This is a genomic window from Aquibium carbonis (assembly GCF_003970795.1).
Lineage (GTDB): Bacteria > Pseudomonadota > Alphaproteobacteria > Rhizobiales > Rhizobiaceae > Aquibium > Aquibium carbonis.
Map to the genome: position 1 here is coordinate 13,585 of NZ_RWKW01000052.1, position 19,445 is coordinate 33,029.

The 19,445-nt window shown below is 61.7% G+C and carries 19 protein-coding genes and 1 pseudogene; 13 read left to right on the forward strand and 7 right to left on the reverse strand.

Annotated elements, in window-relative coordinates:
• Nucleotides 1-41 precede the first annotated feature (41 nt).
• From EJC49_RS14585 to EJC49_RS14615, 7 genes and pseudogenes are all read left to right on the forward strand, one after another.
• A complete protein-coding gene (locus EJC49_RS14585) occupies nt 42-629 on the forward strand; it encodes a biotin transporter BioY (RefSeq protein WP_126700669.1) in 588 nt (195 codons plus the stop codon).
• On the forward strand, nt 626-1,156 hold the full coding sequence (locus EJC49_RS14590; protein ID WP_126700670.1) for a DUF1284 domain-containing protein: 531 nt from the start codon (nt 626-628) through the stop codon (nt 1,154-1,156). Before EJC49_RS14585 ends, EJC49_RS14590 begins: the two co-directional genes overlap by 4 nt.
• The gene (locus EJC49_RS14595; RefSeq protein WP_126700671.1) at nt 1,153-1,764 is read left to right on the forward strand and encodes a 2-hydroxychromene-2-carboxylate isomerase; all 612 of its coding nucleotides are present in this window, start codon (nt 1,153-1,155) and stop codon (nt 1,762-1,764) included. Before EJC49_RS14590 ends, EJC49_RS14595 begins: the two co-directional genes overlap by 4 nt.
• A 185-nt stretch (nt 1,765-1,949) precedes the next feature.
• Nucleotides 1,950-2,915, forward strand: coding sequence for a LysR substrate-binding domain-containing protein (locus tag EJC49_RS14600; protein WP_126700672.1), 966 nt, complete (start codon nt 1,950-1,952; stop codon nt 2,913-2,915).
• A 150-nt stretch (nt 2,916-3,065) separates the two neighbouring features.
• Entirely contained in the window at nt 3,066-3,737 is a 672-nt protein-coding gene (locus EJC49_RS14605; RefSeq protein ID WP_126700673.1) for a GNAT family N-acetyltransferase, read from the forward strand.
• A gap of 9 nt (nt 3,738-3,746) precedes the next feature.
• Complete coding sequence (locus EJC49_RS14610) at nt 3,747-4,331, forward strand: GNAT family N-acetyltransferase (protein ID WP_126700674.1); 585 nt, start codon at nt 3,747-3,749, stop codon at nt 4,329-4,331.
• A 300-nt stretch (nt 4,332-4,631) separates the two neighbouring features.
• Nucleotides 4,632-4,862, forward strand: a pseudogene (locus tag EJC49_RS14615) (LysE family transporter); the annotation flags it as partial.
• 13 nt (nt 4,863-4,875) lie between these two features.
• Here EJC49_RS14615 and EJC49_RS14620 read toward each other — a convergent pair.
• The 5 genes from EJC49_RS14620 to EJC49_RS14640 all read right to left on the reverse strand — a co-directional run bounded on the left by EJC49_RS14620 (nt 4,876) and on the right by EJC49_RS14640 (nt 11,360).
• Nucleotides 4,876-5,781, reverse strand: coding sequence for a LysR family transcriptional regulator (locus EJC49_RS14620; protein ID WP_126700676.1), 906 nt, complete (start codon nt 5,779-5,781; stop codon nt 4,876-4,878).
• A 765-nt stretch (nt 5,782-6,546) separates the two neighbouring features.
• The gene (locus tag EJC49_RS14625) at nt 6,547-7,806 is read right to left on the reverse strand and encodes an MFS transporter (RefSeq protein ID WP_126700677.1); all 1,260 of its coding nucleotides are present in this window, start codon (nt 7,804-7,806) and stop codon (nt 6,547-6,549) included.
• Between the two features lie 173 nt (nt 7,807-7,979).
• Entirely contained in the window at nt 7,980-8,867 is an 888-nt protein-coding gene (locus EJC49_RS14630) for a PhzF family phenazine biosynthesis protein (RefSeq protein ID WP_126700678.1), read from the reverse strand.
• 374 nt (nt 8,868-9,241) lie between these two features.
• Nucleotides 9,242-9,883, reverse strand: a complete 642-nt coding sequence (locus EJC49_RS14635; RefSeq protein WP_126700679.1) for a glutathione S-transferase family protein — start codon at nt 9,881-9,883, stop codon at nt 9,242-9,244.
• A 97-nt stretch (nt 9,884-9,980) separates the two neighbouring features.
• Nucleotides 9,981-11,360 (reverse strand): aminotransferase-like domain-containing protein, encoded by a 1,380-nt coding sequence (locus tag EJC49_RS14640; protein WP_126700680.1) that lies wholly within the window; start codon nt 11,358-11,360, stop codon nt 9,981-9,983.
• Nucleotides 11,361-11,435: 75 nt separating this feature from the next.
• On the opposite strand from EJC49_RS14640, the gene EJC49_RS14645 reads away from it, so the two are divergent.
• Both EJC49_RS14645 and EJC49_RS14650 read left to right on the forward strand, forming a co-directional pair.
• Nucleotides 11,436-11,693 (forward strand): hypothetical protein, encoded by a 258-nt coding sequence (locus tag EJC49_RS14645; protein ID WP_126700681.1) that lies wholly within the window; start codon nt 11,436-11,438, stop codon nt 11,691-11,693.
• Nucleotides 11,677-13,068 carry a pyridoxal phosphate-dependent decarboxylase family protein gene (locus EJC49_RS14650; protein ID WP_126700682.1) on the forward strand — a complete coding sequence of 464 codons (1,392 nt, stop codon included), beginning with the start codon at nt 11,677-11,679 and terminating at the stop codon, nt 13,066-13,068. The genes EJC49_RS14645 and EJC49_RS14650 overlap by 17 nt, the downstream gene beginning before the upstream one ends.
• Before the next feature lie 29 nt (nt 13,069-13,097).
• Here EJC49_RS14650 and EJC49_RS14655 read toward each other — a convergent pair whose 3' ends face one another.
• Nucleotides 13,098-13,553, reverse strand: coding sequence for a GNAT family N-acetyltransferase (locus tag EJC49_RS14655; protein WP_170314720.1), 456 nt, complete (start codon nt 13,551-13,553; stop codon nt 13,098-13,100).
• Nucleotides 13,554-13,804: 251 nt separating this feature from the next.
• On the opposite strand from EJC49_RS14655, the gene EJC49_RS26090 reads away from it, so the two are divergent.
• Both EJC49_RS26090 and EJC49_RS14665 read left to right on the forward strand, forming a co-directional pair.
• Nucleotides 13,805-14,761 (forward strand): GNAT family N-acetyltransferase, encoded by a 957-nt coding sequence (locus tag EJC49_RS26090; RefSeq protein ID WP_126700684.1) that lies wholly within the window; start codon nt 13,805-13,807, stop codon nt 14,759-14,761.
• A 538-nt stretch (nt 14,762-15,299) separates the two neighbouring features.
• Entirely contained in the window at nt 15,300-15,530 is a 231-nt protein-coding gene (locus tag EJC49_RS14665; RefSeq protein WP_126700685.1) for a helix-turn-helix domain-containing protein, read from the forward strand.
• Nucleotides 15,531-16,074: 544 nt separating this feature from the next.
• Here the strand turns inward: EJC49_RS14665 and EJC49_RS14670 are convergent.
• A complete protein-coding gene (locus tag EJC49_RS14670; RefSeq protein ID WP_126700686.1) occupies nt 16,075-17,145 on the reverse strand; it encodes a sensor histidine kinase in 1,071 nt (356 codons plus the stop codon).
• A gap of 288 nt (nt 17,146-17,433) precedes the next feature.
• Between EJC49_RS14670 and EJC49_RS14675 the strand changes: the two genes are divergently transcribed.
• Together EJC49_RS14675 and EJC49_RS14680 are read left to right on the forward strand one after the other, a co-directional pair.
• On the forward strand, nt 17,434-18,120 hold the full coding sequence (locus EJC49_RS14675) for a Crp/Fnr family transcriptional regulator (protein ID WP_126700687.1): 687 nt from the start codon (nt 17,434-17,436) through the stop codon (nt 18,118-18,120).
• 170 nt (nt 18,121-18,290) lie between these two features.
• Nucleotides 18,291-19,313, forward strand: coding sequence for a fatty acid desaturase (locus tag EJC49_RS14680; RefSeq protein WP_126700688.1), 1,023 nt, complete (start codon nt 18,291-18,293; stop codon nt 19,311-19,313).
• Nucleotides 19,314-19,445 lie beyond the last annotated feature (132 nt).

Sequence of the window (19,445 nt, forward strand, 5' to 3'; positions counted from 1 at the left end):
CTGCCGTACCGCAAGACAAGATGAAGTCCACTGGAATCGCCATGCCTAACGCCACAACCATCACACCATTCAGCCCGCTCGATCTTAGCCGCCACTCGGTCGCGTTGCAGGCCCTCGCCGTCCTGATCGGGACAGTGCTGCTTGCCTTATCCTCCTACATTGAAGTCCCGATGGTTCCAGTGCCAATGACGATGCAGACCTTCGCGGTCACGCTCGTCGGCGCTCTGTACGGCTGGCGTCTCGGGATCATCACAATCTCAGCGTGGCTTCTCGAGGGCGCTGCCGGCCTTCCCGTTCTCGCCGGCGGAGCTGGTGGCCTCCATCACTTTTCCGGTCCTACCGGAGGGTATCTAGTCGCCTTTGTCGTTGCCGGCGGCCTTACGGGCTGGCTCGCCGAGCATGGCTGGAACGGAGGTCGTCCAGGTCTCGCTTTGCTGTCCATGCTGCTCGGAAACGCAGCATGCCTCGCCATCGGAGCGGCGTGGCTCGCAGTGCTGATCGGACCTCAGCAAGCGATTGCGCACGGCGTCATGCCATTCCTCCTGGGCGGCCTCTTGAAATCCGCTTTCGCGGCCGCCTCTCTCGCGGCCCTGACACGCATCCTCAGTTCGCGCGAGGTTCGGCGATGACGGTGCGCCTAAGAGCGCACCACCTGCTCTGCCTCCTGACGTACTCGGGTAAGGGCTACAGCTCTGCCTTCACAACCAACCTCGACTCAGTGGCCGACCGTATCCAGCTAGGAGAAGAAATCGTCGTGGTCTCGGAGGCCGATGACGTTTGTGCGCCGCTGCTCGCAGAGTCCGACGTTCACTGTCACCGCGAGAGCGTCATGCGCCGCGACGACGTTGCCGCTGCGGAGTTGAGCGCGATCCTTGGATACTCCATTCGTCCCGGAACGGCTTTCCGCATGGATGGCGAGTTGATCACGACGATGCGAGACGCCTTCGTCGCTGGCGTTACGCGCAGCGCCTGCAGCGGGTGCGAGTGGTTCGACCTGTGCTCCACCACTGCTGCGGCCCACTATGTTGACGCCCGACTGACCGCGCGGCGCAGTCCTTCGGACAGCGGTAGCCGCTCGACAATACGTCCGGCGGCCGTGCTTCAATCCGCGCGGGCTTTGCCGGACGACCCTCTCAGCAAGCTGAGCTTTCCATGACCCAGCAATCTCCGACAATTGAATTCTGGTTCGATTTCAGTTCCCCCTATGCGTTTTTCGCGTCGCTTTCGATCGAGGAGATTGCCGCGCGTCATCGCCGATCTGTGCAATGGCGTCCCTTCATGCTCGGCGTGCTCTTCAAAGCGACGGGGATGATGTCGCTGACGCAGACGCCATTGCGCGGGGACTACGCCAAGCACGATTGGCTCCGCCTCGCTCGGCGCGCCGGCGTGGTGTTCAATCCACCCGAGAGCCATCCTGCAACGCAGCTACCTGCAAGCCGAGCGTTCTACTGGATCGAGAGCAAGCGTCCCGAGCTTGCGGTGCCGTTCGCAAAGCGCGTTTTTCAATCCTACTTCTCCGCCGGCCACGATACAGCACAGCCTGACCGCGTGGCCGCGATTGCGTCCGACCTCGGCATTGCCGCGACTGCGGTGATCGAAGCGATCGCGCTTCCGGCCGTGAAGGAAGAGGTGCGCGCGAGGACCGACGAAGCGCTACGCAGAGGAATATTCGGCTCGCCCTTCTTTGTCGTGGATGGCGAGCCGTTCTGGGGGCACGACCGACTTACTATGCTCGACGAATGGCTCCAACGCGGCGGCTGGTAGGCCGAGTTCAGTCGGTCAGCAGCGTCCAGCCGCTCGCTTTATGGCGCTTCAGGGATCGATGCCGTCGCAGCCGCCGCGCGGTCATCGTGGATTGTCACTTGATACAATATGCGAATTGACACATTCGCGGCGTTGAAACAATATAAGAATTGGTCATGAGCGTTTGATTTTCGCACGGGCATTCCATGGGCTTCAGGCTTCCTCCGGTAAACACGCTGCGTCTCTTTGAGGCAGCGGCCCGGCTCGGGAGCTTCAAGCTTGCGGCGGATGAGATCCACATCACGCCCAGTGCCATAAGCCACGGCATACAGACATTGGAGAATTGGCTGGGAACCGAGCTGTTCCATCGCGGCCCGCGCGGTCTCACGCTCACGCCGGCAGGGGAAGCATACGCGCCTGAAGTTCAAGCAGCTCTGTCAATCCTTGCCACGGCAACCGAACGCTTGCCAGGCCGCCGCGCGACAGGCGCACTCTCCGTCAGCAGCGCGCCGACATTCGCAAACAGGTGGCTGCTTCCGCGCCTTTCTCGCTTCACCGAACTCTATCCCGATATCCGCGTCACGATTGATACGTCCCGGCACTATGTCGACTTTCCGACCGCCGGTATCGACCTCGCGATCAGGCGGGGAACGGCGCCGAAGTCGGGAGAGTCCTGGACCCAGCTCGTGCCCGAGATGGTTGTTCCTGTCTGCTCGCCCAGTCTGCGGCAAAGCATTTCCGTCGACGATGAAGTCGAGCTCCTCGGACACGCGCCTCTGATCCATGTGACCACTGTCCGGGAAGATTGGCGCTCATGGTTCGAGGCAAGAGGCATTGCACCTCCGTCGAACGAGCGCGCCATTCGCGTCGACACCATTCAGCTCGCGGCGGAAGGCGCCATGCGCGGACTTGGTATCGCCATGGGCCGCAAGCCGCTGATCGACGAATACCTCGTGCAGGGCAGCCTTTTGGAGATCGCCGGTCCCGCGATCCCGGCGGATACCAGCTACTGGCTCGTTGGTACGCAGTTGGCCTTTGACCGACCTGAGACAAGGCTATTTCGCGCCTGGATTCTTCAGGAGCTTCGTAACGGCGTTCGGCCGCTGGCGCCTACCACCGCGGCGGTGCCACGGCCGAAAATCACACCCCAGCGCCTTGGCATCGCAAGATGACCTGAGCGCGAGGCGGCTCAGGATGTTGTTGATCCCTCAAAGAGACGTCGCCTGCGGGTGACAGAAACTCGTTTGCGCTGCTAGCTGCAGGACAACATTCTTCCAACAACTCAAGCCCAGCAGCTCGCTAACGCGGCGTTCGAGGCGTCGATGACCATTTCGGATGAGGCTTTACCGGTTTTTCAGACGGATCGGCTCCTGCTCAGACCGGTGAGACCGGCAGATGCGGAAATGCTGTTTCCGATCTTCGGCGACCCCATCGCGATGCATTATTGGGATGTGCCAGTTCGCCGCGACGTGCAGCAGAGCCAACAGATGCTGCGATCCTATCTTGCACTGGGACCGGCCCAGCAAGGCACCTGGTGCCTAATCTTCCGCGGCGAGATACATCCGGTCGGCTTGGTCCAGTACGTACGACGAGAAGCCTGCCACCGGCGAGCAGAGGTCCGCTACATCCTTGCACGGCGCCATTGGCGTCAAGGCCTGATGTCGGAGGCTCTCGGCGTCATGCTTCACTATTGCTTTGACGAGCTGGCGCTTCATCGGCTGGAGGCAACCTGCGAACCGGACAACCTTCGCGCAGCGGCACTCCTCGAACGCCTGTCCTTCCGAAGAGAGGGACTTCTGCGGGGCCGCTACTTTGTGGAGCCCAGCTACCGTGACGTCTTCCTCTTCTCGCTCCTCAGCGACGAATGGCGAGCCTTGCCGAAGCGGTTCGCTGGTCCTTCCACTCGAAGAAACATTGTCTCCCTACTGCTCCCAAAATCCGGGCCGCAACCGACTAGATCGCAAGTACCGCTGCGACATCACCCGGGGACCTGACGCCGCGCCATGCCGGGCACCGAGTCTCTCAGGGATGGCGACGAACATTCCCCCGCGCGCTTGGCTGTGCGGGTTCCAATTCACATTCGCCTATATCAGCCGAAAGACCTCGAATTCGTTCGCACCCTGTTTGTCGCGATCAACCGTCAGCTTGCACCATCCCACATGCGGACGCAGTTCGACGTCTACGTCAGGCAAGCGCTTAGGGATGAGATCGATCGTATCCCAGACTACTATGCCGCACGCGCGGGTTCATTTTGGATCGCGGAGTTGGGCGATGGCTCCCGCGGCGTTGGCATGTACGGCCTGGAGGCATACGACGACAGCTCTCTCGAAATTCGTCGTATGTATGTTGACCCGGCGTTTCGCCGTCAGGGCATCGCGCGGCGATTGCTCGCCCACGCGGAACAGATCGGCCGAGCGGCCCAATATCACCGCCTGATCCTTAGCACCTCGGAAATCCAGAAGGCCGCATTCGCTCTGTATCAAAACGTGGGCTTTTCGCTGACCAGCACGGAGACGGCCGACGCAATGTCCCTAAAGGCCGTGGGAGGCGGCCTGCGGCGCTATCACATGGAGAAGCTGCTCAGATAGCGTCGTTGAAGTCAGACGTTCAGAAAGCAAGCTCCGCCCGCAGGAGGGATCGGCCGAGACCGCGGCTCGGCCGCAGGGGAAGGCTTTCCCCTCAGTTCCGTAGATGTGCAAAAGCGTCGTTCAGAATTTCAGCGCGAATGTAGTCTTGGCTTGCCTCCACTCGCCTCACGTGGGCGGAGGATTGTGCCGCTCAGTCTGCCTGCTGAGGGATACTCATGCATACGCAATGACAACTCGTTTGCGCGGTCGGCTCCTGCGCCACCTATCACCTGGGCACTCCGCTCAAGAAGGGATCTTGCCATGTCTGCGTCCCTTGCTCTTTTCGGTATTCTCGGAGCGCTACTTGTTGGGGCGGTCAGTCCGGGACCGAGCTTCGTTTTGGTCTCGCGGATTGCCGCGACCGCATCCCGCAGGGATGGGCTATGCGCGGCTATGGGCATGGGGCTTGGTGGTGCCATGTTCGCGACCCTCGCCCTGCTTGGCCTCGCGACCGTCCTTCTTCGGATCGAATGGCTCTACCTTGTGCTACGTAGCCTCGCCGTGACTAGGCGCCGAGCGGCGCGAAGCGCTCTCTTAGCAAACGAACAAAGCCGCCGAGTGCGGGGTTTCCGTTGTCGCGGTCCCAATGAGCGGCATAGCTGATGCTGGTCGGCCCATTGCCGTCGCGCGCCTCTCTGTAGACGACGCCGTTGAATTTGCCGCCGATTGACGCTTCGCACATCAGGCTTACGCCAAAACCGGCGCCGACGAGGCTTTTGATATTCTCGCCGCTGGCATCGTGCCTGACGACGCGTGGCCGATCTCCTGGTGCAGCCAGCTTCGCCACGAGGATATCCTGAATCTCCGGGCCCGGATCGCGCTGGCTGAGGAGGAACGTCTCTCCTCGGAGGTCGGTCCAATAGACGATCTCGTTTTCGGCGAGAGGATGCGACTCGGGTAGCGCGACAATTACGCGCTCGCTCCAAAGCGGCAGTGAGTCGAAGCGGCTATTCCCGGAGTCGCCGGTGACGATCACAATGTCGATTGCACCGTTGCTCAGGCCGCTGAAGAGCCTGTTGCGCGTGCCCTCGACCGTAACGATCTCGACCTCCTTCTTGCTTTGTTTGAAGTCCTGAAGGGCCAGGCGCAGGTTGCCAGTGGATAGCGACGTATAGAATCCCACGACCAGTCGCCCCGCCTCGCCCCGTCCAGCAGCAGTCGCGGCGGCAGCCATCCGGTCAACCTCGTCCATGACATGTCGAGCGATGCGGACTAACTCGGTTCCAGCGAGGGTCGGCCGGACGCCTGCGCGCGACCGCTCGAAGAGGCCGACGCCGAGCTGAAGCTCGAGGTCTCGGATTCTCCTGCTCAGGGTGGATTGACGAAGGCGCATGCCCTCGGCCGCGCGGCGAAAGCTTTTCTCGTCCGCGGCGGCTACAACGTACCGTAACTGCCTTAGCTCGATTTCCACCTTCGCGCCTCGCGATCCCGAGTGCGGCGAACTTTCGCTGGAGCGTCCATGCGGTCGGCGCCAGAGGACCGCGCTCGACGATCTGGCGGGGGTTGACGATTCCTTGCCGTCGCCTCCACAGGTCCGCCGCTATGCTTCCGAGGCCGCTTTGATCAACGGTCCGTCGTACGTGGCCGCGACGTTGCGCCCCGACGATCCGGCAGTCAGCCGACAAATCGTCATCTCCGGGTGAAATCCTGTGCACGGCTCCTCGCCGCCGCGGCCGCAACGGGCGGACCGTATCAGGCGTGGGGACCTCCCAGGTCACGGCCGCGCCAGGCATTGCCGAGCCGGCTCCCGAGGCGTCGCAGACCGCGCCCTGTCCGGCGGGCAAGGCAGGAGAACGCCTCGGCCATCTCGACGCTCCTCTGGTGGCGAAGCCGTGCATAGAACCTGTCGCGTTCATCGATCGACATTTGCCGATACTGCTCAAGCGTGATCGGTGTTCGGTATCGATCCGGCTGTCCGCAGCGGTCATCTGGCATGTGGCGGTGATGACAGCGGGACAGGAACGTATCAAACGGGAACTCCTCATTCGCACTTGCGGAACGCTCATCTTGTTCTCTGCGGTCTCGCACCTCGCCACGACGAAACTGGTCCCGCGCTTCCTTTCGAGCGCAGGATCACGGACTTGTGCCGGTTGGCCGGCCGGACTAGCAAGGTCAGACTCCGGAGATTCAGAAGGCTGCGGTGCCCGCCAACAGCACAGCACCGCAGCCCAGCCTGCTACGCGGCGGACGGCAAAGGCACCGCTGCGTTTCCACTCCAGGGGCGAGGCTTGTCATCCATGAACCACTGGAGAAGGAAAGCGGACAGCCCGATGACGACCATCGCCCCCCAGGCCACCGTGTAGGATCCGGTCAGATCGAAGCTCAATCCGCCGAGCCATGAGCCGATGAAAGCGCCCACCTGATGGCTGAAGAAGGCGAAGCCGAAGAGCGTGTTGAAGTGCTGCAAACCAAACAGCCGCACGATCAGACCGCTCACTAGGGGCACGACGCCAAGCCACAGGACACCCATCGTGGCTGCGAACACGATCGTTGAGGTCGGCGTCACCGGCAGCGCGACGAAGCAGATTATCGTGATGGTCCGCATGAGATAGGCGAGCGCGAGCAGCCGCTTCTGGCTGAATCTCGAACCGAGATAGCCTGCCAGCAACGACCCCACGGCATTTCCAAGGCCGATCACGCCGAGTGCCGTTGCGCTGACTGTCGGCGGCACACCGCAAAAGGCGAGAAAGGCCGGCAGGTGCACGGTGATATACATGAGCTGGAAGCCGCAGGCGAAGAAGGCGATTGTCATCGCAATGAAGCCGGGATGTCTTGCTGCCGCGATCAAGGATTCGCGGATGTTCGATCCCGGCTGGTCCGCCTCCGTTTTGACGTCTGCAGGCTTTGGCCCCATCAGCACACCGAGAATCGCCATGACGAGTGCCACGAGCACGAAAGCGATCGCACCGGTGCGCCAGCCGCTGTTTGCGATGAGGTATTGCCCAAGCGGGGCGATCAGCAGCGTGGCGAGCGAACCAGCGGCTGAAACGATGCCCAGCGTCTGTACACGCCGCTCGGCGGGAACCACCCGCGCCACCGCTCCGAAGAGGACGCCGAAGCCAGTGCCGGCGATGCCGATGCCAACCATCAGTCCGGCTCCAGCATTGAGGCCGAGGACCGGCTGACCCCACGCCATCAGCAGAAGGCCAAGCGCGTAGATGATGGCGCAGCCAATTACGACCGGCCGTGCGCCGAACCGGTCGCCGAGGGCACCGATGATTGGTTGGCTAATGCCCCATATGAGGCTTTGCAGAGCGAGAGCGAAGCCGAAGGCTGACGCGGACACGCCCAGTTCGGCATTGATCGGCGGAAGAAAGAGGCCGAGGCTCTGACGAATTCCCATGCTGATCGACAGGATTGTCGACGCTGCAACGACCAGAATGATCACGGGGATGGAAAAGCCGGTCGATGGGGTTCTTGCTGTCGATATGCTCATTGGGCCTGACCTCCTTCAGGACTCGACCCCCGGCGAATTCGCGATAAAGCTCGCTGGGAGGCCTGTCCGTGCTGTTGGAAGTCAGCGCTCGTCGCAGCGCGGAGGCAAACGCGTTACGCTCGTGGCGCGATGAGCAAAACTCAACTGCCTGACATCGATCGCGTTGCAGGCGATCATAGACGCGCTGCGCCGCGAAGAACTTCGACACAGTCTCCGCCAACCTTGGCAGTGATGCCCGCGGCGGTTGCTTCCGCGACGACCCGAAGTTCGCTCGGGCGCCTCATCTCGACGCCTTGCACGATGTGGTAGGTCGCTTGATTTCCGCCCGAAAGAACCAGCAGCAGCGCGCCCAGAGTTGCGTTGGCCGATCCTGTCGCAGCGTCCTCGACGGTGCCGCTCAGGGGACCAAACATGCGTGCGCGTATTCCAGTGTCCATCTTCGCGTACAAATGCAGAGAGAAGCGGCCTTTCATTTCGGGCCTGGCTGCCGCTGCTTCGCGAAACGCTTGCAGGTTCGGCATCGCGCCGGCGAGAGCATGCGGAGCCACCTCGGCAAGGACGAAGGAGATTCCGAGCGACGCGACGACAGGCTGGTGGGTCGCTGTCAGGATGTCTTCGGGGGACAAGTCCGCGCAGCGTGCGATTACGTCGACAGGGATCTGCATGCCGCGCTCAAGGACGCCGGGGGCGGCGATTGTGGCACCGGTGACCTCGCCCAGCGCGTCGCGTGCGACTTCCACGCGGACGAGACCCGCAATCTCTTCGAAGACAAGCAGTCCGTGACGATCACGCCCTTCACGTGCAAGCACATAGGCCGCGCCGACGTTGGGATGGCCGGCAAACGGCATCTCGGTCGTGCGGCTGAAAATCCGCACGCGCGCTGTGTGCTGGGATTCGGCTGGGGGCAGGATGAAGACCGTCTCGCTTAAGTTGAATTCGGCGGCCAGTGCTTGCATCTCCTCGTCAGTGAGGCCGACAGCGTTCGGGAACACCGCGAGGGAGTTTCCGCCGAAGCGCTGCTTTGTAAAGACGTCGACCGTCACGAACGGAAAGGTTCGCATGCTTCGTTCCTTTTGCGGGGTTGAGACGACTATCAGAAGACAAGCCGGTGCGGGCCGCCGTCAGAAGAGCGCAAAGGTGTCACGGTCGCCAGAATGGCTTGTTGACCTCGCACCTTACATCCCATCGGCTGAGGCCAAGGTCCTTCCATTCGCTGGATCTCATCTCTGCCAACTGGCGCCGGCGGTGTGCGCGGTCGCGCCAGATCTCGATGCGCGCTAACAATCGGCGAAGGGCACCGATCCGGGCGCCGTCCGCATGCTCCGTAGGATTGTTCGGACGCTCGGGCATTCCTACAGAAGCGCCTCGGAACGCCTTGATTGGCAAACGAGAAGACTTCAACGACGGATGAGAGGTGTTCGTCCGGCGGGCTGGCTTACGCCACCCTCAGCTCTTCATATGAGACCATTACATGTTCGATGAATGCCGGACGCTTCGTTAGTGCATCATAGTATTGCTTCACGGCTGGATGCTCACCGCGGGGGATGTCGATATCAAAATATCGAAAGAGAACATGACCGAACTGGACGTCCGCGAGAGTGAACTCGGAGCAGGCAAGGAACGCATGATGTTCGAGCTGCGCCTCGGCGATATCCAGCTTGACTTCGAGAGCGCGCAGTGCGGCGCGGATAGCCTCCTCGTCGCGGTCCGCTGGCGCGGTTCGCACGACCCGCCAGAACACCGGCGCGGTGAAGTTCAACGCGATGTTGATCTTCGACCACTCCGCCCACTTATCGATCCTCGTGCGATCGTCGAGGTCTGCCGGCCAGAAGGGACCAGTCCCATAGCGAGTTGCCAGGTAGCGGAGGATCGCGCCGGTTTCCCAGAGCGGTTCGCCATCGCCGTCCTTGAGAATAGGCACGGTGCCATTGGGATTGAGCGCCAGAAATCCGGGTGTGTCGTTTCCGCCGTAGCGGTGCCCCACATCATGTCGCCGGTAGGGCAGCCGCAGCTCCCCGATGCACCACATCAGTGCTTGGACATTTGACGATGTCTTGCGGCCCCAGACCTCAAGCATTCGGCATCAATCCTTTGGTCAAAAGCGTAGCGGCAAGCATGCCATCGTCCAGCCGCGCAACCGCAATCCGTCTGCCAGCGTGTGAGCTGCCGAGGGATCAGACGAGCGCGCGCGTCTGATGGCCGACGTCGCTTTGGAGCGCTTGTGCGACGACGGTCAGGGCGGCTTCGAGCGCAACAAGATCAGGCGCACCGCCGAGGCAAACGCGCAGTCCGGAAATCTTGTCGGGAGCGACGATCGGCGCGTCGGGAGGCGTCAGTTCGACTCCCGCGCGGAGCGCTCGGCCAGCGGCCCGCTCGGCGTCGAGTGCAGACATCGGAATCCACACGTGGATGCTTTGCTGCGATCCTGGCGGCGTCATCGCACTACCCAAAATCCGTCTCGCGACATCGCTCCTGGCGCGCGCGTCCTGCACGATCTGGTCTGCGATGAGATCGGCCGTTCCGTCCTCGATCCACTGGCTGAACACGAGGGCGCCGAGCGCCGGCGGCGCGTATCCGATCGCGCGCACATGGTGCAGAATCTGCTCCCTGATTGCGCTCGTCGGGGCGCGGAGAAACCCGAGGCGGAGGCCTGGCGAAAATGCCTTCGAGATCGTGGCCACGTGAATCGTGCGGTCAGGCGCGAGTTCGGTGAAGGTCGGAGGCCTGTCCTCTGGCGCTGCGATGGCCCGATAGGCTTCGTCCTCGACGATTAGCAGGTCGCGCTTGCGCGCAATCGCCGCGATCTGCTTTCGGCGTGCCGCGGTCATCGTGATCGTGGTCGGATTCTGCAACGTCGGAATGGTGTAGAGCACGCGCGCGCCGGTTTCGGCGATCGCTTTCTCCAGCGCCGTGGGCTTCAACCCCCCGGCGTCGAGGTCGACGCCGTGGAGACGATACGGCACGACTTCGGCAAGCGTCTTGACGCCGTAGAACGTGGCGGCCTCGCAGAGAATCGTCTCGCCAGGACGCGCGATTGCACCGAATGCGAGCGCGAGCGCGTGCTGGCCACCGTTGGTCTGGATGATCTCGGCGGGATCGATGGCGACGCCGTGTCGGGATTGGAGCCATTGGCTGCCGATCCGCCTCACGCTCTCAAGGCCCTCCGGTGGGGCATATTCGGCTGCCAGCGCGAGATCGGACCTGCGGCGGAGCCGGGCGAGCGCCTCGGCGAAGTGCCGTGGTCCAGGTCCGCCTGCGGGAAGATTGAGGGCGAGGTCGATCGGGCCGTTCGAGGCCGCTGCACCATGCGAGCGGCCGGCGACGAAGGAGCCGCGGCCGACATGCCCGACCAGCAGACCGCGGCGCTCGGCCTCTCCGTAGGCCTTGGTGACAGTCCCGATGCTCACGGATAGCGCGTGCGCCAATTCCCGATGCGGCGGAAGGCGAGCCCCGGACGGCAGTCCACCGTCCCGGATGTCCCGCTCAATCGCATCGGCGATGCGCTCGTAGAGCGGCGCCTCGCCGGAAGGAACAACAGGCTTCCAGACAGGCATAGACGGTCCTCTTCATTGTCATGCATGACAATATCATGTTTGACTCCCGCGACAATAGGTCATTATCTCATTGTCATGGACGTGATGGCTGCAACTTCTCTTGATGCATTTCCGTGGGTAAACGTCTTTGCGTTCACCATCGCGGCCGCGTTCGTAACACTCACTCCGGGCGCAGATACCGCGCTGATCGTTCGTACCGCAGCGGCGGCGTCCGGGCGCCGCGTCATGGAAGCCGGCCTCGGCGTGGATCGGGCGGTGGGTGCGGTCTTCATCGCGTTCGGATTGCGGCTCACCTTTGACCAGGGGCCAATAGCAGATGGATCAAGTCGTTGAGCCCGAACTACTCGCCGATGCCGCGCAGCGTGCGCAGCGCTATCTCCGCGGTGTTACGGCGCGGCGGGTTTCACCCGATATTGAGGCAGTGGAAAGGCTTGCCGAGCTTGGCGGGCCGTTGCCTGATCGCGCGACAGCCGACGAGGAGGTCTTGCGTCTCCTCGACGAGGTTGGCTCGCCCGCGACGATGGCCTCGGCTGGCGGTCGCTATTTCGGCCTCGTGATCGGCGGCGCGCTTCCTGTCACGGTCGCGGCGAACTGGCTCGCGACCGCCTGGGATCAGAACGCCGCAATGCGACTGACGTCACCCGTCGCAGCGCAGCTCGAGGACATAGCGCTCGAGTGGCTGAAACAGCTCTTCGAATTGCCCGGCAGCACCGGCGGCGCCTTCGTGACGGGAGCTTCGATGGCGAGCTTTACGGCGCTTGCCGCCGCGCGCCAAGCGATCCTTGCTCGCGTGGGCTGGGACGCCGACGCGCGCGGCCTTTTTGGAGCGCCGCCGATCCGCGTGGTGGTGGGCGACGAGGTGCACGTGACGGTGCTGAAGGCGCTCACGCTGCTTGGGTTTGGAAGGGATACATTGATCAGGGTGCCGGTCGACGGTCAGGGTCGGATGCAGGCAGACGCTTTACCGGCGCTCGACGATCGGACGATCGTCTGCATCCAGGCAGGCAATGTGAATACCGGCGCCTTCGATCCCGCGGAGATGATTTGCCGGCAGGCAAGCGCGGCCGGGGCGTGGGTTCATGTGGACGGCGCCTTCGGTATGTGGGCTGCATGCGCGCCGCGCCGCGCTCACCTGACAGCGGGGGTGCCGCTTGCCGATTCGTGGGCTACAGACGCGCACAAGTGGCTGAACACACCTTACGACTGCGGGATCGCGCTGGTCCGCGAGCCCGAGCATCTTCGCCGGGCGATGACCGCGAGCGCGGCCTACCTGCAGGCCAGCGACCAACGCGAGGCGAGCCAGCTCAACCCCGAGCTGTCGCGGCGGGCCCGCGCGGTTGAAGTCTGGGCCGCTATCAGATCTCTCGGAAGAGACGGCATCGCTGATCTCGTCGAAAGGACGTGCAGCCATGCTTCGAAGCTCGCCGAGCGGCTGTCCGCCGCCGGCTTCGCGGTGCTCAACGACGTCGTGATCAACCAGGTCCTCGTTGCCGGCGAAAGCGACGAGGCCACCGACCGGATGATTGCCGAAATTCAGCGGGACGGCACGTGCTGGTGCGGCGGAACGACCTGGCAAGGCCGCCGCGCCATGCGCGTCAGCGTTTCGAGCTGGGCGACGACGGACGAGGACATGGAGATGAGCTTCGATGCGATGATGCGGCTCGGCCGCGCCGCCGGCGCCGTCGGACGAAGCCCCTCGTTGGCGTAGGCTGCGGGAAGCGACGCCGCTGTGTGTCTTTATCCAACTGTCTGCTCGGTCGAGAGGCGGGCGGCATAGAACTGCTCAAGCCCCGGCCCGCCGACCGCCACAAAACCAAGAGAGCGAACGAGTCCGCGCGCAGCCGTGTTGTCGGAACGGACGTGAGCGACGACCTCGCCGGCGCCGAGCGCACGTGCCTTGGCAAATGCGTGGTGGACCAGTGCGGTGCCAATGCGGCGACGTTTCAGATCCGACCTCACGATCAGCGCGAACTCCCATTGCCCGGGGGCGAACTTAGCGAGCATACCGGCGCCGACCAATGATCGGCCGTTCCATGCGCCGATGGCGCGGCAGTCGGGGATGCGGGGAGCAAGGAGCGGCCAAAGACTCTCCGCCTCGACCGGAAACCCGAAGCGCGCGCGCACATCGCCGATATCCAGCTTCGACACGAACTCGGAAAAGTCGGACCTCGGCGGGAGCGGTGCGAACTGCAATGAGTCGCCTAGCGCATTCGGCATGAAAGGAGTCCACCTTGGGAACTCCGGGATCATTGCCGCCATCGCCCGTGCACCGCGACCGCATAATCTGCGCGTGCAGGAGAGCAAAACTCATCCGCCAACGAGGTGAGTGTAGGTCTCTTAGGGTTGAATCGTTTTCGCCCGCGAGAGCGGGGGCGCACGCATATGGTATTGGCGACTGTCCGGTGCAGGATGGGATTGGGACTGAGCGGGAAACAACACAAGACATGCGGGCAGAAACCTCAGCACCTCGCCGGAGTGGCACGATGCATGTTCGGCGGGCAGACCCCGCACATGCTGAGGTCATAGGCCGGCTGATAAGATCGCTCGCGGCTTACGAAGGGCATGCTGCCGAAGTCCGATTTAGCGACAGCCAGTTGCGCCGAGCGCTATCCGGCGGCGTGCCGCGGTTGCATGCATTGCTCGCCGAGTGCCGCGGCGAAATCATCGGCATGCTTACCTATACGGTCGACTTCGCTATCTGGGTGGGAGGCGATGTCGTTCGGGTGGACGATGTGTTCGTCTCGGAATCCGCCCGGCGAAAAGGCGTCGGAACGGCGCTGTTCGACGGACTGGCTCGTATATGCGCAGCGGCCGGCATGACAGCGAGATGGGAAATCGAGTCGGCTAATGCCAGCGCGCAGGCGTTCTACCGCAGCCTCGGCGTCGATATCGGCCCAAAGATCATTGCGCGCTGGAGTGAGCACGCGATCCGAGAACGTGCGGCGTCGCAACCCCTTGTCGGTTTGAAGCCATGCTCGGACCCGGTCTTGACACTTTTGAGCGTGGCCGATGAACCTGGGCGATCCCATGCGGCAGCCGCTCTGTACCAGCACAATGTGGATCGCACGGGAATCGATGATCGTGCCCCGGTTGGCGCGAAGCTGGTCGAGCCGGGAACGGGTCGGATGGTCGGTGGCCTCTGGGGCCGAACCGAACTCGGCCTCCTTTTTCTGGAGATGATGTTCATCGAGGCCAACTATCGGGGCAAATCGTGTGGAGGCCGGCTCCTGATGGCTGTGGAGAATGAGGCGCGAGCGCGCGGCTGCTTGCGTTCAGTGGTTGAGACGAGCAGCTTCCAGGCGCCAATATTCTATCAGCGTTTCGGCTATCAGGAGTTCGGCCGCGTGCCGTTTGGCGCTCCCGGTCACGCTCGGATATTCATGTCCAAGGATCTGACCTAATGCGGATCTGTCCCGCGGTTAGCTCGGCGCCGTCGACGACCGTCCCCTCCAATGGACAATAGCATTGTCGACCATACTGCCTACCAACGTCCACCAATATGTCGGGCCGGGAGCTTGTGCGGCTCTGGTAGCAGGGCGGGCGAGATCCTCTGTCACAGCAAAACCTTCGATGATGCTCGGGCCCGTACTGCATTGAGGACCGGGAATCCCGGTGCAAAGCCCTGCACCCGCCGCGATTCGAACACGGGACGTTCACCTTCGGAGGCACCGCTCTGCGATGGGTGTAATGCTGGTTCCCTCCACTAGCTGGCCTACTGCTCCTGTCCGATTCGCCGCCGTCAACATCCGTCTTCACGATCGCAGCAATCAACCACTTCTCAGAAGCCAGAAGCGGAGTCATCTAAACTCGTGAACGAGCGTGAGTAACCGCTCGCGGTCGGGCTGCTTTGTGACCCCACACGCGACAAGGCTCCGCTTGTGGCGCGCCACGACAAGATTGGCTCGTGCCGGCGCCCTTACTGTCAAGGAAGGAGCCCCCATGGACGCCGTCAAGTACCTAACCCCGGACGAAGTCGCTGAACGCTATCGTGACCAAATCTCCGTTGGTACCCTGCGGAACTGGCGTTCAATGAGAGTCGGACCAGGCTTCGTCAAGATCGGCAAAGCCATTCTGTATCCGGTCAGCGAGCTGGATGCGTGGGACGAGCAGAACCGCGTCTCGTGTCGCGCGCTTGGGCGACTACATGCGAATGCGGATGATCGCGCGTGATACGCTCACAGCACAATTGTCTAAATGCGCCGCAATCCCTCTGCAGGTACGCTAGCAAACTGGACCTGCGATGCGAGCCGGGCTTGGTCTCAGTAAGAAATGGATATGAGAGCTTGGGTGATCAAACGTGACGCTCCCGTTGGATCAGTTGATACATATCCCAATTGCAGGCACCAGCCTATCGGGTTAGCCAACATTGTTTCGTGGAATCAGATGGTTACCCGGCAGCTCAGCGTCCTGCACAACAATCCCACTCGATACCCCATCTGCATGCTCGATTACGATCCATCATTCTTAGATAGTGATTGAGCGTGATTCTTATTTTCCGTCGGATGATTCCCACAATATCGCCAAACGCAAGCGGCGCCTGTTCACGCCTGACGGACTATTCTGCGACTGGGACGTAGACAGTTGCTCTCCGAAGGTGGAGGCCGCACGTTCGCATCATGCGGTGCGCCAGCGACAAGCTGTTTCGTCAAATTTCATCGCAAGCGTCCAGCGTTCGTCGACGCAGTGTTGCTGTGGCCGAGGCGGCGAAAGCCGCTTACGCGGCATGGATTGCGTTTGTGGCAAACGTTGCATGGGTGATCGCCACGGTGGTTCCTGCGGGACCCGCCACAGTCTCGACAGTAGCACCGAGTTGTTGGGCGAGCGCCTTCACGATGCCCGTGCCGAGCCCGGTTTTCGGTTGAGCAAAGACACCGTCCGGCTTGCCGACGCCATTGTCCGCGACCGAAAGCTTCCAGTTCGTCCCATGGACCTCATATGCGACGGAAATCCGGCAATCGATCTCATCATTTGGAAACGCGTGCTTCAGGGCATTCATGACAAGTTCGGTGACAATCAAGCCAAGACTCTCGGCCTGACGGGACGTCGCGTTGCCTGCCTCCCCGACCACTTTCAGCGAGACGGGCCGCGTATCACCGATCATCGACGTTGCGAGCGTGTCGCATAGCCTGGTCAGATAAGGCATCATCTCAATAGGTCCGCTGGCCCCGGATCCATGGAGTTGTCGCTGTACGGCCGCAACGGACATGACGCGCTTGTGGGCATCTTGCAGGTGGACGCGCGTCTCCTCAGACTCCACCGTCTTCGCCTTCATCAAGATGATGCTGGCGATGATTTGCAGGCTGTTTGAAATGCGGTGCTGAAGCTCATCAAGGAGCATGTCCTTCTCCCGTAGCAACTCGTCTTTCTCGCGCTCCAGGGCGCGTCGCTCCGTGACGTCTTCCATGCCGAGCAGAACGGTTGCTTGGGCACCACCCTCGTAGAACACTTGCCGGGCGCTTAAACGGATTCTGCGGTGTCCGAGATCGGGGAATTCATGCTCGACGTCGTAGCCTTCCATCACACCGTGCTGCGATATGACCTTTTCGAGCAATTCCCGCAGTTTTGGAATGTCCCATTGTCCGTCGCCCAAGGCATACAAATGCCGGCCTTGGGTGTTCTCCGGGCTGACCTTAAATGTCGAATAAAAGGAGCGGCTCGCGGCGACCACGCGCAGTTCATTGTCCAGTACGAGAATGGGCGCGCGGACGGTGTCGACGATGCCCTGAGCGAGCGCGCATGCGTCCGCGACATTGGTGAACTGATCTCTGAAGGCGATGGAATGCATAATTGTCGCAGTCCCCGTACACGCTGCGAAGCCCCGTGGCGACGCGACCACGCCGGGCCTTGCCGGATCAACGCAAGGGCTGACAAACCACCAAAACGTCCAGCAATTGAAGCGTAGCGTCGATGCCGACGGAGAACTGTATAATATTGCTCACGCCCATCGGGCGACGGGCGGAGCTACAAAAAACGTCTCGCCCGGATGCTTCAGGATCATCTAAAGTGCGGACAACATTCAGATTTCTGTCACGCGTCTCCAGTGTGTATGGGAGGCCAGGAAAGAGACCCCATCATGACACGGAAAGCAGAGCCCACGTTCGATCCCAAGGCCTTCCTCGCCAAGGCTAACGGGGGGCGGACCATCTCCAAGCACCAGATAAATCAAGTCATCTTTGCGCAGGGTGATCCGGCCGATTCAGTCCTCTATATCCAACACGGAAAGGTGAAGGTGACGGTGAACTCCGCACAAGGCAAGGAAGCGGTGGTAGCCATCCTGGGGCCAGATGAATTCTGCGGCGAAGGTTGTCTCGCGGGCCAGCCTCGGCGCATGGCGACTGCGACGGCAATGACGGACTGCGAGATCATGCGGATGGAAAAGAGCACCATGATCCGCGTCCTCCACGACGAGCCGGCCTTTTCCGAGATGTTCGTTGCGCATCTCTTGGCTCGAACCATTCGAGTCGAGGAGGATCTGGTTGATCAATTGTTCAATTCTAGTGAGAAGCGCTTGGCGCGGGCGCTCCTTCTGCTGGCCAATTTCGGCAAGGAGGGAAAACCCGAGCCAATCATTGCAAAGGTCAGCCAAGAAACGTTGGCGGATATGATCGGGACCACGCGGTCTCGCGTCAGTCATTTCATGAACAAGTTCCGGGAACTGGGCTTCATCGAGTACAATGGTACTTTGAAGGTTCACAGCTCGCTGTTGAGCGTCGTTCTGCATGATCACCCCCAGATCAGACGGGACGATGAGCAAGATTGACCAAACTGTGCCTGGCTATGTGTTATATTGGCGGATGCCATCGTAGCTCTGGCGTGGCGACGTGTCCTGAATGACACGGACCGCAATAGGCCTCAACCACGCGGTGCGGTAAAGCGCCGGCCCATTCGCGTTTCTCGGCCGGAGAGCGCCATTCAGCGGAAGCCATTAGCATGGATCAACGCGCGACCAATGTCCCCACGTCCGATTCCCGAGCCCTGGCCCGCGCAATGGGCCGCTATCGCGAACTGAATAGCGCGCGCAGCATCTTCGAGACCCTGATCACGGCAGTGCCGTTTTTCCTTCTGTGGGTTTTGATGTGGGCTGCTCTCGATGCCCGCTATTGGATTGGCCTTCTGCTGGCCGTACCGGCTTCAGGCTTCCTCGTACGCCTCTTCATGATCCAGCACGACTGTGGCCACGGATCATTCTTTCGCCATCGTCTCGCAAACGATTGGGTCGGACGCGTTATAGGCGTGCTGACATTGACGCCGTACGATTTCTGGCGGCGCACCCACGCGTTGCATCATGCAAGCTCGGGTAATCTCGATCGGCGTGGAATTGGGGACATCGACACGCTGACCGTCCGTGAATTCAAGGCGCTGTCCAGCGGGCGCCGGCTGCTGTATCGCCTGTACCGTCACCCAATCGTCATGTTCGGCATCGGGCCGGCGTATCTATTCATCTTGCGGCACCGGCTGCCGATGGGACTAATGCGCAGTGGTTGGCAACCCTGGGTAAGCGCGATGGCAACAAATGCTGCAATCGTGGTTTTGATCGCGCCGATGATGTGGCTCGTCGGCGTTGGTCCATTCCTGCTTGTTCAGGTGCCGATCACGCTTCTCGCCGCCTCGATCGGGGTCTGGCTGTTCTATGTCCAGCACCAGTTCGAAGATACATTCTGGGCTCACGAGGAGGGTTGGGATTTTCATGAAGCCGGATTACACGGCAGCTCGCATTATGATTTGCCAATCGTCTTGCGCTGGTTTACCGCCAATATCGGCGTGCATCACGTCCACCATCTATGTAGCCGGATTCCTTATTACCGCTTGCATCAGGTGCTGCGGGATCACCCGCAACTTTCTGCCGTCGGGCGGCTGACGCTCTTCCAGAGCCTTCGCTGTGTGCACAAGGTCCTTTGGGATGAGGATCGACATAAGCTTGTTTCGTTTCGCGAGATGACGTCTGCCTGCTAGCCCTTGTAAACGTTGGGATTGCGCGAGTGAGATGCCTCTTCTCCCGCTTAATAGCGGAACCGCAACATTGGTTAGCGCAGCCCGCGCCAAAGCGGACGCCAGCCGCTTCGTCTCTCAGCCGCTGGTTCCCCG

Coding starts and splice junctions, on each gene's coding strand:
- EJC49_RS14665 (WP_126700685.1), top strand. CDS start 15,300: ATGGACGCCGTCAAGTACCTAACCCCGGACGAAGTCGCTGAACGCTAT.
- EJC49_RS14600 (WP_126700672.1), top strand. CDS start 1,950: ATGGGCTTCAGGCTTCCTCCGGTAAACACGCTGCGTCTCTTTGAGGCA.
- EJC49_RS14630 (WP_126700678.1), bottom strand. CDS start 8,867: ATGCGAACCTTTCCGTTCGTGACGGTCGACGTCTTTACAAAGCAGCGC.
- EJC49_RS14650 (WP_126700682.1), top strand. CDS start 11,677: ATGGATCAAGTCGTTGAGCCCGAACTACTCGCCGATGCCGCGCAGCGT.
- EJC49_RS14625 (WP_126700677.1), bottom strand. CDS start 7,806: ATGAGCATATCGACAGCAAGAACCCCATCGACCGGCTTTTCCATCCCC.
- EJC49_RS14640 (WP_126700680.1), bottom strand. CDS start 11,360: ATGCCTGTCTGGAAGCCTGTTGTTCCTTCCGGCGAGGCGCCGCTCTAC.
- EJC49_RS14645 (WP_126700681.1), top strand. CDS start 11,436: ATGGACGTGATGGCTGCAACTTCTCTTGATGCATTTCCGTGGGTAAAC.
- EJC49_RS14675 (WP_126700687.1), top strand. CDS start 17,434: ATGACACGGAAAGCAGAGCCCACGTTCGATCCCAAGGCCTTCCTCGCC.
- EJC49_RS14680 (WP_126700688.1), top strand. CDS start 18,291: ATGGATCAACGCGCGACCAATGTCCCCACGTCCGATTCCCGAGCCCTG.
- EJC49_RS14670 (WP_126700686.1), bottom strand. CDS start 17,145: ATGCATTCCATCGCCTTCAGAGATCAGTTCACCAATGTCGCGGACGCA.
- EJC49_RS26090 (WP_126700684.1), top strand. CDS start 13,805: ATGCGGGCAGAAACCTCAGCACCTCGCCGGAGTGGCACGATGCATGTT.
- EJC49_RS14590 (WP_126700670.1), top strand. CDS start 626: ATGACGGTGCGCCTAAGAGCGCACCACCTGCTCTGCCTCCTGACGTAC.
- EJC49_RS14610 (WP_126700674.1), top strand. CDS start 3,747: ATGCCGGGCACCGAGTCTCTCAGGGATGGCGACGAACATTCCCCCGCG.
- EJC49_RS14635 (WP_126700679.1), bottom strand. CDS start 9,883: ATGCTTGAGGTCTGGGGCCGCAAGACATCGTCAAATGTCCAAGCACTG.
- EJC49_RS14585 (WP_126700669.1), top strand. CDS start 42: ATGCCTAACGCCACAACCATCACACCATTCAGCCCGCTCGATCTTAGC.
- EJC49_RS14605 (WP_126700673.1), top strand. CDS start 3,066: ATGACCATTTCGGATGAGGCTTTACCGGTTTTTCAGACGGATCGGCTC.
- EJC49_RS14595 (WP_126700671.1), top strand. CDS start 1,153: ATGACCCAGCAATCTCCGACAATTGAATTCTGGTTCGATTTCAGTTCC.